This window comes from Burkholderia sp. Tr-20355 (genome assembly GCF_017104685.1).
Taxonomy (GTDB): domain Bacteria; phylum Pseudomonadota; class Gammaproteobacteria; order Burkholderiales; family Burkholderiaceae; genus Burkholderia; species Burkholderia seminalis.
This window is the reverse complement of the sequence record NZ_JAAGPK010000019.1, coordinates 67,405-79,696: the sequence shown is the minus strand read 5'-3', so window position 1 is coordinate 79,696 and position 12,292 is coordinate 67,405. Positions and strand designations below refer to the sequence as shown.

The following is a 12,292-nucleotide window of genomic DNA, read 5'->3' as shown; positions in this document are numbered from 1 at the left end:
CTCCGAGCTCGGCCCGCACGCCGCACGGGCCGGCCAGCACCGCGAGCGGCAGCGGCTCGCCCGCGCGCGGTGCCCAGTCCGGTGCGGCGAGCCAGGCCAGCGGTTCGGTGAACAGCAGCGTGCCGTCTTCGCGCGGCGGATCCTCGCCCGGCTCGTGCCGCACGATCGCCGCGTCGAGCCGGCGTTCGTCGTATTGCGCGAGCAGGTTCGTCGACGTCCCGAGATGCATTTCCAGCGACAGCCCGGGGTCCTGCCGATGCAGGCTAGTGAGCACCGCCGGCAGGTCGGGCACCGCGACGTGCTCGCTGACGCCGAGCGACAGGCGATACGTACCGGCCGAGATCGCGCCGAGCGCGTGCTCGTGCGCGTCGAGCAGCGCGCGGGCGGCCGGCAGGAAGTTCTCGCCGTCGGCCGCCAGCTTGACGACGCGCGGCGTGCGCGCCAGCAGCGGCTTGCCGAGATGGGCCTCCAGGCGCTTCAGCTTCAGGCTGACGGCCGATTGCGTGGTGCCGAGCGCATCGGCGGCGCGCGTGAAGCTGGCGAGATCGGCGACCAGTACGAACGCACGGACCGCATCGAGATCGAGTACTTTCATTTCAAGTGTAAATGAATGAAATATCCGTCAATGACTGTTCATTATAGTTCGGCGCACCTAACCTGATGTCGTGTTTCCGTTTTTTCCACGTCAACTTCACCGACAGGAGCAGGACCATGCCATTCACCCGTATCGCCGTACGCGAAGGCAAACCGGCCGCCTACCGCGCGGCGCTCGTCGACGGCGTGCATCGCGCGCTGATGCAGACCTTCAACGTGCCCGAGGACGACATCTTCATGGTCGTGACCGAGCATGCGGCCGAGAACTTCGTGTACGGCCGCCATTACCTCGACATCGAGCGCAGCGACGATCTCGTGATGATCCAGATCACCGCGAACAACACGCGCACGCTCGAGCAGAAGCGGGCGCTGTACCGGACGATCGCGGAGAACCTCTCGCAGCAGCCCGGCGTGCGCCAGCAGGACGTATTCATCAGTCTCGTCGAGGTGCTGAAGGAGGACTGGTCGTTCGGCAACGGCCTCGCGCAATACGCCGTTTGATATCCGACAGGCGACAGGGCCAGATCGCCGCCGGCACGATTTGACGGCGTGTACTATGGAAGCTGCTTCACGGGCGACGCCGGCGGGGTCGATGCGCCGGCGATTCTTCTTGTGCAGGAGCCTTCATGTCGCGTGTGCTGGAAATCGTGTTGTCGCTGTCGCTGGAAGGGTGGCCGGTCAAGCCCGCGGGTCGCGCCCGCGGCACGCAGCGCGACTTCGGCGCCGAGCTCGTGCGCGCGTGGCGGATCTGCCCGCAGGTGCGGATGCGGCGGGGTCATGAACGCGTGACGATCGAGCCGTGCCAGATCGAGGAGGCCGAGGCGAGCCCCGGCGCAAGCTGGTGGACCTGGGTCGAATCGAACGCGCACGGCAGGCGTGTCGTCGCGTCGCGCACGAAGGCGTTCGCGCCCGGCGTCACCGCGCGCGAACTGTTCGATGCGGAGCATGCGGGCATCGTCGTTGCGATGCCGCTGCCGGTATCCGTGACGACGACCGCAGCCGATGCCGACGCACCGACGGGCGAAGTCGACGGCGTCGCGCCTGACGCCGCCGCGCTCCCGGCGGCGTGCGTACAGCCCGATGCGCCGGCGCTGCGCCTCGTCAGCGAACGGCGGCGCGGGCGGTGGGCCGACGACGGCGGCGTCGTGGTCGAGATGACGCTCGACGACATCACGCTGTCCGGCGGCGGCGAGCCGCCGCGCCGCTACGTCGAGTTGCGGCTTGCCGCACCCGACTGGGAAACCGTCGCCGCGCGCACGGCCGCGCTGCACGCGTTGTTTGCCGCGGCGCGCGAGCTGAGCGGCGCGTGGCCCGCCTTCGTGCAACTGACGAGCGTGATCGACCGCGCCTGCGCGGGCGGCCCGGTGGCCGGCGGGCTGGTCAAGGCGCAACCGGTCGACCTGACCGGCATCCGCACGCAGCGCGCCGCGCTGTTCGCGCTGTCCGGCGACATCACCGCGCAGTGGCTCGGCAACGAGGGCGGCGTGCTCGAGCGCGACGATCCCGAATTCGTCCACCAGATGCGCGTCGCGCTGCGCCGCCTGCGCACGCTGATGCGCTTCTTCCCGCGTTTTGCCGACCGCCAGTGGCGCGACACGCTCGGCGTCGACCTGCGCTGGCTCGCCGGGCTGCTCGGCACGGTGCGCGACTGGGACGTGTTTTCGACCGAAAGCCTGCCCGCGCTGATCGCGGCCGACGGCGGCGACGGCGACTGGGACGGCACGCTCGACGCGGCACGCGCGCAGTCGACGACCGCGCGTGTCGAGCTGCGTCAGGCGCTGCATTCGGCCCGCTACGCTCGGCTGACGCTCGGCTGGCTCGAATGGCTGAGCACGCTCGCGCTGCCGGCAGCCGAGGGCGGCGACGCGCCGCCGCTGCGGCGGCATGCGGCCAAGCGCGTGCGCCGGCTGTTCGGCCATCTCTACGCGTCGCCGTCGCTCACGTCGCTCGATACGGCCGCGCGCCACCAGGTGCGGATCGATGCGAAGCGGCTGCGCTATGCGCTCGAATTCTTCGCGTCGCTGGCGTCGCGCCGCACGCGCAGCGAAACGGTCAAGACGCTCACGCGCGTGCAGAGCGTGCTCGGTGAAGCGAACGACGCGATGGTCGCGCTGCATCACCTCGAGCAACTGGGCGCGCCGCCATACCAGCTCGGTTTCGTGCGCGGCTACGGCGCGGCGCTCGAACAGCGCGCGGCGCGCGACGCCGAGGCGCTGCTGGCCGGCCTGCGGCCGCCGAAGCTCGACGGCAAGCCGGGCCGAGCGGCGCGCTGACTATAATGACCGCCCGTTTCCCATACGCCGCCCGATGACCGACGCACCGCACGCTTCCCCGTCCGCCGAACCGCTCGAACTGGGCGGCGAGCTGTGGCTGCGCGCCGGCGAGCAGACGCTCGGCGGCGCAACGCGCATCGCGCTGCTCGCGGCGATCGGCGATACCGGTTCGATCACGCGCGCGGCGAAGGCCGTCGGCCTTAGCTACAAGGCCGCGTGGGATGCGGTCGACACAATGAACAATCTTGCCGGCGAACCGCTCGTCGCGCGTTCGACGGGCGGCAAGGGCGGCGGCGGCACGACGCTGACGCCGCGCGCGACGTCGCTGATCGCCGCGTTCCGCACGATCGAGCGCGAGCATCGCCGCTTCATCGAGGCCGCGAGCGCGGCCGTCGCCGGTTTCGACGTCGACTGGGCGCTGATCGGCCGGATCGGGATGAAGACCAGCGCGCGCAACCAGTTGTTCGGCAAGGTTGCGTCGATCGTGCGCGGCACGGTCAACGACGAGGTGACGCTGACGCTGCCCGGCGGGCAGCCGGTCGTTGCCGTGCTCACGCACGAAAGCGCCGAGGCGCTCGGCCTGCGCGAAGGCGCGGAGGCCTGCGCACTGGTGAAGGCGTCGTGGGTCGTGCTGGCGGTGGACGATGGCGGGCCCGACCTGAAGGTGTCCGCGCGCAACCAGCTGAGAGGCCGCGTGGAAGCCGTCGTGGCGGGTGCGGTGAACAGCGAGGTGACGCTGGCGCTCGACGGTGGCGGGACGCTGACGGCGGTCGTCACCCACGACAGCGTCGCGGCGCTGCAACTCGACGTGGGCCGGCCGGCGATCGCGCTGTTCAAGGCGTCGAGCGTGATTCTCGCGGTGACGGGCTGACGCAGCGGCTCGGGCGGCGCGCGTCGAAGATCGCGCGACGGACGGGGCGAAGCCGGCGTCGCACGGCACGTGCACGGCACCGACTTCGTTTCCGTTTTCAGCCGGTGCCGCGCCGCGCGGCTTCTCTCAGGCGCCCACCCGCCTGCCGCGACCACGGCCTCGCGCGCTCAGCTGACGCGCGTCGGCCACCCGGCGTGCGGCGGGGCCGCCTGCACGCGTCCTTCGCTCAACTGCACGACCTGGTCGCCGAATGCGGCGACGTCGTCGGGGTCGTGCGAGATCAGCACCATCGGGATATCGAGCCGCGCCTGCAGCTCGGCGAGCTCGTGGCGCATGCGCTGGCGCATCGCGCCGTCGAGCGCCGCGAACGGCTCGTCGAGCAGCAGGATCCGCGGCTGCGCGACCAGCGCGCGCGCCAGCGCGACGCGCTGCTTCTGCCCGCCCGACAGCTGCGACGGATACTGCCCCGCGAGCGTTTCCAGGTCGAACGCGCGCAGCCAGTACGCGACCTCGGGCGGCACCGTCTTCGCGCGCGGATTGCGCAGCCCCGACGTGAGCCCGAACGCGATGTTCTGGCGCACGTTCAGATGCGGAAACAGCGCGTAGTCCTGGAACAGGTAGGCGACGCGGCGGTCGCGGGTCGGCACGTCGATGCGGCGCGCGGCGTCGAACAGCGCCTCGCCGTTCAGCGTGATCGCGCCTTCGTCGGGCGACAGCAGTCCGGCGATCGCCTGCAGCGTCATGCTCTTGCCCGCGCCGGACGGCCCGAACAGCACGACGCGCTGCGTCGTCGCGGTGAACGACACGTCGAGCGTGAAGCGGCGCTCGGCGTTTGCGTAGGTCTTGCGGATGTCGACGACGAGGCTCATGCGGGCCTCCGCCGCAACGATCGGGCCGCGGAGCGAGACGGACGGCGCATGCGCTTCATGTCGGCTGGCTCCGTCGGGCGCGCGACGGCACGAGCCAGCCGGTCGCGAGCAGCACGAGCATGCAGGTGATCGACGTCACGAGCACGAGGAAGTTGGCCGTGTGGTCGTCGCCGGCCTGCACGGCCGCGTAGATGGCGACCGACAGCGTCTGCGTGCGGCCGGGCAGGTTGCCCGCGATCATCAGCGTCGCGCCGAACTCGCCGAGCGCGCGTGCGAACGCGAGCAGCGCGCCCGCGAGAATGCCGCGCGTGGCAAGCGGCAGCGTCACGCGGAAGAACACCGCGACCTCGCCGAGCCCGAGCGTGCGCGCGGCGCGCTCGAGATGCGGATCGACACCCTCGAACGCGGCGCGTGCCGACTTCAGGATCAGCGGAAACGCGACGACCATCGACGCGATCACCGCGCCTTGCCACGTGAAGACCAGCTCGATGCCGAGATCGTCGAGCCACGCGCCGAACACGCCGCGCCGACCGAGCAGCACGAGCAGGTAATAGCCGAGTACCGTCGGCGGCAGCACGAGCGGCAGCGTCAGGATGGAATCGACGACATCGCGCAGCGGCGAGCGCCAGCGCGCGAGCACGAACGCGGCCGCGACGCCGAGCACGATGTCGAGCGCGGTTGCCCAGCCGGCAACCTTCAGCGACAGCAGCAGCGGTACCCAGGCGTCTTGCATCGCGCGCCGCTCACTTGCCCGCGGGCTTGAAGCCGAACGTTGACAGCACGGCCTGGCCCTGCGGCGACGCGACGAAGTCGATGAACGACTGCGCCTGCGCCGCGTGCCGGCTGTCCTTCACCACGGCGATCGGGTAGGTGATGGCCGTCCTGGTCGGCACCGTCAGCGCGACCTTCACGCGGCCCGGCATGATCGCGGCGTCCGTGCCGAACACGAAGCCCGCGTCGACCTCGCCGCGCGCGACGTAGTCGAGGCTCTGGCGCACGTTGGCGGCCAGTACGCCCTTCGCGCTGACGGCGTCCCACACGCCGGCCGCGCGCAACGCGCCTTCGGTGTAGCGGCCGACCGGCACCGATGCCGGGTCGCCGTACGCGATGCGCTTCACGCCGGGGGCCGTCAGGTCGTTCAGCGACGCCGGTGCCGCCGTGCGGCTGTCCGCCGGCACGATCAGCACGAGCGAGTTCGCCGCGAAATCGCGGCGCGTGCCGGGCGCGATCACCTTTTCGTCCACCGCGCGATCCATCGCCTTCTGGTCGGCCGACGCAAACACGTCGGCCGGCGCCCCCTTGGCGATCTGCTGCATCAACACGTCCGACGCGCCGAAGTTGAACAGCACCTTGGTGTCCGGGTGCTGCTTCTCGTACGCCTCGCCGACGGCCTTGAATGCATTCGTCAGGCTGGCGGCCGCCGAAACGACCAGTTCGTCGGCGGCGGAAGCGGGCGCGCTGAACGCGATGCCGGCGGCGGCAAGCGTGGCGATCGGCAGCAGGCGGAGCAGGGTGCGGCGAAGCGGACGGACGGTCGGGCGCATGGCGGATTCGTTTTTGAATGGGTGGAAACCGTAATCGTAATATAGGGCGGGTTATAACGCTCGACATACCGCTCATGCGACGGCGCGCATGAAATGGTCAGACCTGGAACGGGGCGGCCGGGCGGCCCGTCACGTGCGCAGCGCGTGCGCCGACGATTCGGTGCGCTGCAGCGACGACGGCTGCGACGCGGGATGGTAGTTCGGGTTGGCCTTCCAGCGCGCGCGGACGAACGGGCGCTCGTGGCCGGACAGTTGCAGCGCGACCTTGGTGACCCAGCGATGCGACGGCACCGTGATGCCGTGCAGCGCGACGGTGACGATCGCGAGGCTCGCGACGACCGCCGGCACCGACCAGCGGTGCGGCACCGCGCGCCACGAGCCGGCAATGAACGCGAGCGCGGCGATCGCGCCGACGATGCAGCCGGTGATCGATTCGGACGGCGAATGCGCGTCGAGTGCGACGCGCGACACGCCGACCGCGATGCCGGCCGCGAGCCCGAGTGCGATGCCGGCGATTCGCACCGGCGTGCGCGTGCGGATCAGCGCGAGGAAGATCGCGACCGGATACACCGACGTCGACAGCATCGCGTGGCCGCTGAACCCCGTGAAATCCCACGCGCGGATGCCGATGCCCCAGCCGAGGAACGCGATCTTCGTGAGCGCCACCACGCCGATCGCGGCCGCCAGCACGGCGAGCCATGCGGCCGCGCGCCGCCACGAGTAACCGAGCGCCAGCCAGACGGCGATCGTGATCGCGAGCGGCAAGGTCAGGCCGGCGCCGCCGAACGCGGTGATCATGATCCACAGGTGAGACGACAGGTCGAACATCGGGAAGGGGACGGACGAAGGCGGGGAGAATGCTTAAATCAACGCGCGAGCCTGGAAGAACGACTACAACGGATACAAGCGGCGAAACCCCAGTATAGCGCCGCGTGTGCATGCGGCCCGTTTTTTGCGCCGCCGGGAACGACGCGCATGCAGGAAAAATCCTGGAAACAATGTTATGGTGCATTGCACAAAGTCGAACGATGCATCCGTTGCGGCGCCTTCATGGTGCCCCTATTTTTCCTGACTGCGAGCCCGATCGATGACCAAAAGTCTGACCAAGGTGTGGCTGGGCGGCATGAAACGCATGCTCTCTCCGGCCGCGAAGCGCGCGGCGCGCGATGCACAGCGCATCACACGCGACGCACTCGAGGCTGCGGCTTCTCCCGCCGCATCCGATCTGTCCCCGCCACGCGAATCGCGCGTGCGCCCGCGTGCCGCCGCATGGGCGGCGGGCGAGTGGACGCGCGGCGAATACCCGATGGCGCCCGCGCTCGGGCGCCTCGTCCAGCATCTCGCGTACGGCCTGTATGTGCCGCCCGGCCGCCGGCGCGGCGCGATGCCGCTCGTCGTGATGCTGCACGGCTGCCAGCAGTCCGTCGACGAATTCGTGCAGGGCACGCGGATGAACCTGCTGGCCGACAAGCACGGTTTCGCGGTGCTGTATCCGGAGCAGTCGCTGCGGGCGCACGCGCACGGCTGCTGGCACTGGTATGAAGATACCGACCGCGCGGGCCGCGGCGAGGCGAACGCGGTGGCGTCGCTGGTCGATGCGCTCGTCGACGAACACGGTTTCGATGCGTCGCGCGTCTACGTGGCGGGGCTGTCGGCCGGCGCGGGGCTCGCGTCGCTTCTTGCGCTGCACCATCCGGACCGCTTCGCGGCGGTGGCGCTGCACTCGGGCCCCGCGCTCGGCGAGGCGAATTCGGGCATCACGGCGATGGACGTGATGCGGCGCGGCCTGCGGCAGAACCCGGCCGCGGTGATCGACGCGCTGGTCGATGTGGCCGCGTATCCCGGCATGCCCGCCCTGATCGTCCAGGGCGACGGCGATCACGTCGTCGCGCCGAAGAACGCCGACCAGCTGACGGTGCAGTTCATGCGCCTGAACGGGCTGGCCGATGCCCGCGGCGCACTGCGCGGCGGCGAGCGCGTCGAGACGCGCGAAGCAGGCGCGCAGATCACCGACGTCTGCCGCGACGGCGAGCCGGTCGTGCGGCTTTGTCACGTAAAAGGGCTCGATCATGCGTGGGCCGGCGGCGACGAAGCCGTGGCGTTTCATGCGGCGGTCGGCCCCGATGCGAGCGCGATGATCTGGGCTTTTTTCGAGGCGAATCAACGGACTGTGGCGACCGAACGACGCATCGTCTAAGCAACGCTGGCCAAAGCCTAGGGTTTTCCCTATAATTCGGGAAAACCCTAGTCCAAGACCATTGAAAGCGAGATCGCCATGTACCTGCTGAGCCACCTCTTCCTGATGCTGACCAAGAACGCCGAAAAGGCCGCGAAAGAGCGCGCCGACGCGTACCTGGCCGATGCCACCGACATCTACGATCTCGAATTCCGCATGCGCAAGATCGATCGCGAAGCGGCGATGAATCGCCCGTACTCGATCGGCTCGCGCTAAGCAGCGCAGGCGGGCACGCTGGCCTGCCGTTTCGACGAATCGCGCAAAAGGGCGCGTGCGGCAAGTGGCCGCACGCGCCCTTTTTGCGTGGGCGGTCCTGCGTCGCGTCAGACGACCGTCAGGCGCACCGGCACGTTGTTGCGCGTGGCGTTCGAATACGGGCACACGTGGTGGGCCTTTTCGACCAGCGCCTGCGCGTCGGCCTTGTCGAGACCGGGCAGCGATACGCGCAGCTCGATGTCGAGCCCGAAGCCGCCGGCGTCGTTCGGGCCGATGCCCACTTCCGCCGTGACCTGCGTATCGGCCGGCAGCGCCTGCTTGTTCTGGCCGGCGACGAATTTCATCGCACTCAGGAAACAGGCCGAGTAACCTGCGGCAAACAGCTGCTCCGGATTCGTGCCTTCCGCACCCGTGCCGCCGAGTTCACGCGGCGCGGCCAGCTTCACTTCCAGCTTGTTGTCGGCGGAAACCGCGCGGCCGTCGCGGCCGCCCGTGCTCGTGGCGCTGGTCTTGTACAGAATGTTCATCGTGCAGCTCCTTGTCGGGAAAAGAGGAAAAGCGGTCCGGTCAAACGGGATGTCGCCGGCCACGCACAAAATATAGAACACTAATCATTAGTGTGCAAATGAAATTTGCAAGAAAAAACCCGGCAGCGCCGGGCCGGTCGGTCGGCGTGCGCGTATCAGCGTTCGTTGGCGGCCGACAGCGCGTCGCGCAACTGCTGGAGGTCGGCGCGCAGCCGGATCAGGAATTCGGGCGTCTGCTGCATGGCGCAAAAGAGATCGGCGGGCACCGAGCGTGCGCGATCCTTCAGTGCGCGGCCCTGCGGCGTGACGCGCACGTTCACGACGCGTTCGTCGGCTGCGCTGCGCACGCGTTCGACGTAACCGAGTGCCTCCAGCCGCTTGAGCAGCGGCGTGACGGTCGCCGGGTCGAGATCGAGCCGCGCGGCGATGTCCTTCACCGCGATGTCGTCGCGTTCCCACAGCACGAGCATCGCCAGATATTGGGGATAGGTCAGCGACAGCTTGTCGAGCAGCGGCTTGTACGCCTTCGTCATCGCGTGCGAAGTCGAGTACAGCGCGAAGCACAGTTGCTCGTCGAGCGTCTGGGGCAGGGCGGGTAGGCGGTCCATGAGTCGAAGGGCGCGGTAGACGCGCAAACAATTTGCACACAAATTATTTTGCGCGCAAAAAATCGCATTGAACAGGGGGCGCCCGGCGAGGGTTTGCCGGTAGTGGAGGCGGGAAAGGGGAGATCGGCGGTGCGCCGGGGTGGCGACCCGGCGCGATGAGCGGCGTGCCGGCCGGCGCCGTGCGCCGGCCAGGGGTGTCAGCGGCCCGACGTGGCCGTCGGCGCGCCCGGCTCCTGCACGCCGAAGCAGCCGCGATAGGTCGCGTAGAACGAGCAGTACAGCATCGTGACGATGATGATCGTCACCGGCATCATGATCGTCAGCGCGTAGGCGCCGGCGCCGAGCGCCTGCAGCAGCAGCGACAGCGCGAGCGACGTGCCGAGCGCGACGGCGAACCACAGCATGCCGTACACGACGAACGCGCCGCGATTGCGCCAGCAGCTGACGACGCTGAAGAACAGCGCCTTCGCGGGCGGCACGTCATGCCATGCGACCAGCACCGGCGCGAACCAGAACAGCATCGCGACCGGCAGATAGAGCAGCGTCGCGAAAAACAGCGCGCCGAGCGTGCCTTGCGCGGCCAGCGATTCCGGCGTCGCGCTGGCTTCGTCGGCCGCGCCCATCATCACGTGGAACAGCGCGCCGCCGTCGACGAACGACGAAGCGGCGAACACCAGCACCATCGACGCGACGTAGATCAGGCCGAGCACCAGCAGCCGCTGGGTCGCGACGGTGCCGTACGAGCGGAAGCCGTCGACGAGGATCGTCGGCATCACGGGTTTGCCGGCCACCGTGTCGCGGCACGCGGCCATGAAGCCGACCGCGATGCCGGGGATGAAGACCAGCGGCAGCGCCGAGCCGATCACGGGCACCATCGACACCAGCGTGATCGCCAGCAGGTACGTGAAGAACAGCGTGATGAAGGCGAGCGGATTCCGGCGGAACAGCCAGACGCCTTGACGGAACCAGACATAGCCCGTTTTGGCGGGCACTTCGATCAGTTGCATGCGGTTTGGATCTCGGGAAGCGCGGGCGTATGCGCGATGCGCTCGCGCAGGATGCGTTCGAAATGACCGGGGTCGTGCGGCTTGAGCATCTCGGCCGCACGCGGCAGGTAGAAGTCGTACAGGCGCGATACCCAGAAGCGGTACGCGCCCGCGCGGAGCATGTCGCTCCAGTGGCGCCGCTCCTCGGCCGTGAACGGTCGCACGGTCTGGTACGCGCGCAGCAGCGCATCGGCGCGCGCAGCGTCGAGCACGCCGGTCGCGAGGTCGACGCACCAGTCGTTGACCGTCACCGCGACGTCGAACAGCCACTTGTCGCAGCCGGCGAAATAGAAGTCGAAGAAGCCGCCGAGCCGCACGTCGTGGCCGGTGCCGGGCGCCGCGTGCGCGAACAGCACGTTGTCGCGGAACAGGTCGCAATGGCAAGGGCCGGCCGGCAGCGCCGCGTAGTCGTCCGACGCGAAGAAGGCCGCCTGGTGCGCGAGCTCGCCTTCGAGCAGCGCGCGTTGCGCGTCGGTGATGAACGGCACGATCGCCGGCACGTTTTCCTGCCACCACGGCAGGCTGCGCAGGTTCGGCTGGTGGTTCGGATAGTCGCGCCCGGCGAGGTGCAGGCGCGCGAGCATCTGCCCGACCTCGATGCAGTGTTCGACCCCCGGCGCGAGTTCCGCCGCGCCGTCGAGCTTCGTGACGATCGCGGCCGGCTTGCCGTGCAGCTCGCCGAACAACGCGCCGTCGTCACGCGGAATCGGGTCCGGCACCGGCACGCCGTGGCCGGCCAGGTGGCGCATCAGGTCGAGGTAGAACGGCAGCTGTTGCGCCGAGAGCTTTTCGAAGATCGTGAGGACGTACTCGCCGCGCGTCGTCGTCAGGAAGAAATTGCTGTTTTCGATACCGGACGGAATGCCGCGGAACGCAAGCACGTCGCCCAGTTCGTAGTGGCGCATCCATTGCGCGAGATCGGAGTCGGAAACAGCAGTGAAAACGGCCATGCGGGATGCGTCAGGTCAGGGTGTCGGCACGCGGGCGGCGTGCGTCGCGACAGCAGGTGAAGGGGGGCGGCGCGCCGCGAACGATGCGGCGGGCCACGGAATCAGTAGCGCAGATTCAGCGACGGCAGCCGCGTGATCGGGATGCCCGCGTCGTGCGGCTTCGGCGACGTGTCCGGCGTCGAGCTCATCTGGTAGCGCGTGCCGAAATTCGACTTCACGTCGATCTCGACCGGCTTGCCGCGGTCGCGGTACTCGGTGACCTCGGTGCCGTTCTTGCTCTTTTCGTGGAAGCTCGGCGTGCGGCGGATGTCCGCGAAGTCCACTTTCGACGTGACTTCGGCGCCCGGCCGGTTGATCTTGCGGAGATCGGGCAGGCCGGCGGCCTCGTTGGCCTCGGCCCGGGCCTGCGCGTCGGCGTCAGGCGTGCCGCCGGCGGCGTAAGCGGCGCTGGCGGCGGCAAACGCGGCGGCAGCGACGACGAGAATGAGCGGCTTCATGATGAGTCTCCAGTGAACCTACCGATTTTAGCAAATACTGCGCGCCATCCGGCCCTGGCGT

At 69.2% G+C, this 12,292-nt stretch carries 15 protein-coding genes; 5 read left to right on the top strand and 10 right to left on the bottom strand.

Annotated elements, in window-relative coordinates:
- The coding region (locus tag G3N62_RS07590) for a LysR family transcriptional regulator (protein WP_206141217.1) at positions 1-595 on the bottom strand (595 nt) is incomplete at its 3' end.
- Positions 596-711: 116 nt separating this feature from the next.
- On the opposite strand from G3N62_RS07590, the gene G3N62_RS07585 reads away from it, so the two are divergent.
- The 3 genes from G3N62_RS07585 to G3N62_RS07575 all read left to right on the top strand — a co-directional run bounded on the left by G3N62_RS07585 (position 712) and on the right by G3N62_RS07575 (position 3,738).
- The gene (locus tag G3N62_RS07585) at positions 712-1,095 is read left to right on the top strand and encodes a tautomerase family protein (RefSeq protein WP_034185719.1); all 384 of its coding nucleotides are present in this window, start codon (positions 712-714) and stop codon (positions 1,093-1,095) included.
- A gap of 125 nt (positions 1,096-1,220) precedes the next feature.
- Entirely contained in the window at positions 1,221-2,867 is a 1,647-nt protein-coding gene (locus G3N62_RS07580; RefSeq protein ID WP_124668821.1) for a CHAD domain-containing protein, read from the top strand.
- A 34-nt stretch (positions 2,868-2,901) separates the two neighbouring features.
- Entirely contained in the window at positions 2,902-3,738 is an 837-nt protein-coding gene (locus G3N62_RS07575; protein WP_034185721.1) for a TOBE domain-containing protein, read from the top strand.
- Positions 3,739-3,905: 167 nt separating this feature from the next.
- Here the strand turns inward: G3N62_RS07575 and G3N62_RS07570 are convergent, their stop codons facing one another.
- The 4 genes from G3N62_RS07570 to G3N62_RS07555 form a co-directional block, all read right to left on the bottom strand.
- Positions 3,906-4,607, bottom strand: coding sequence for an ATP-binding cassette domain-containing protein (locus G3N62_RS07570; protein ID WP_034185722.1), 702 nt, complete (start codon positions 4,605-4,607; stop codon positions 3,906-3,908).
- Positions 4,608-4,662: 55 nt separating this feature from the next.
- Positions 4,663-5,340, bottom strand: a complete 678-nt coding sequence (gene modB / locus G3N62_RS07565; RefSeq protein WP_034185723.1) for a molybdate ABC transporter permease subunit — start codon at positions 5,338-5,340, stop codon at positions 4,663-4,665.
- Positions 5,341-5,350: 10 nt separating this feature from the next.
- Entirely contained in the window at positions 5,351-6,151 is an 801-nt protein-coding gene (modA, locus tag G3N62_RS07560; RefSeq protein WP_034185724.1) for a molybdate ABC transporter substrate-binding protein, read from the bottom strand.
- A 129-nt stretch (positions 6,152-6,280) separates the two neighbouring features.
- Entirely contained in the window at positions 6,281-6,979 is a 699-nt protein-coding gene (locus G3N62_RS07555) for a phosphatase PAP2 family protein (RefSeq protein WP_034185725.1), read from the bottom strand.
- Between the two features lie 259 nt (positions 6,980-7,238).
- Here G3N62_RS07555 and G3N62_RS07550 point away from each other — a divergent pair, with 259 nt between their 5' ends.
- Both G3N62_RS07550 and G3N62_RS07545 read left to right on the top strand, forming a co-directional pair.
- The gene (locus G3N62_RS07550) at positions 7,239-8,348 is read left to right on the top strand and encodes a PHB depolymerase family esterase (protein ID WP_049028950.1); all 1,110 of its coding nucleotides are present in this window, start codon (positions 7,239-7,241) and stop codon (positions 8,346-8,348) included.
- A 78-nt stretch (positions 8,349-8,426) separates the two neighbouring features.
- Positions 8,427-8,603, top strand: a complete 177-nt coding sequence (locus tag G3N62_RS07545) for a DUF3563 family protein (protein ID WP_069245880.1) — start codon at positions 8,427-8,429, stop codon at positions 8,601-8,603.
- Positions 8,604-8,710: 107 nt separating this feature from the next.
- Here the strand turns inward: G3N62_RS07545 and G3N62_RS07540 are convergent, their stop codons facing one another.
- The 5 genes from G3N62_RS07540 to G3N62_RS07520 all read right to left on the bottom strand — a co-directional run bounded on the left by G3N62_RS07540 (position 8,711) and on the right by G3N62_RS07520 (position 12,231).
- Positions 8,711-9,130 carry an organic hydroperoxide resistance protein gene (locus G3N62_RS07540; RefSeq protein WP_034185184.1) on the bottom strand — a complete coding sequence of 140 codons (420 nt, stop codon included), beginning with the start codon at positions 9,128-9,130 and terminating at the stop codon, positions 8,711-8,713.
- A 155-nt stretch (positions 9,131-9,285) separates the two neighbouring features.
- On the bottom strand, positions 9,286-9,738 hold the full coding sequence (locus tag G3N62_RS07535; protein WP_034185727.1) for a MarR family transcriptional regulator: 453 nt from the start codon (positions 9,736-9,738) through the stop codon (positions 9,286-9,288).
- Positions 9,739-9,935: 197 nt separating this feature from the next.
- Entirely contained in the window at positions 9,936-10,745 is an 810-nt protein-coding gene (locus G3N62_RS07530) for a BPSS1780 family membrane protein (protein ID WP_034185728.1), read from the bottom strand.
- A complete protein-coding gene (locus G3N62_RS07525; RefSeq protein ID WP_034185729.1) occupies positions 10,736-11,734 on the bottom strand; it encodes a homoserine kinase in 999 nt (332 codons plus the stop codon). The genes G3N62_RS07530 and G3N62_RS07525 overlap by 10 nt, the downstream gene beginning before the upstream one ends.
- A 101-nt stretch (positions 11,735-11,835) precedes the next feature.
- Positions 11,836-12,231, bottom strand: a complete 396-nt coding sequence (locus G3N62_RS07520) for a hypothetical protein (protein ID WP_021160838.1) — start codon at positions 12,229-12,231, stop codon at positions 11,836-11,838.
- Positions 12,232-12,292 lie beyond the last annotated feature (61 nt).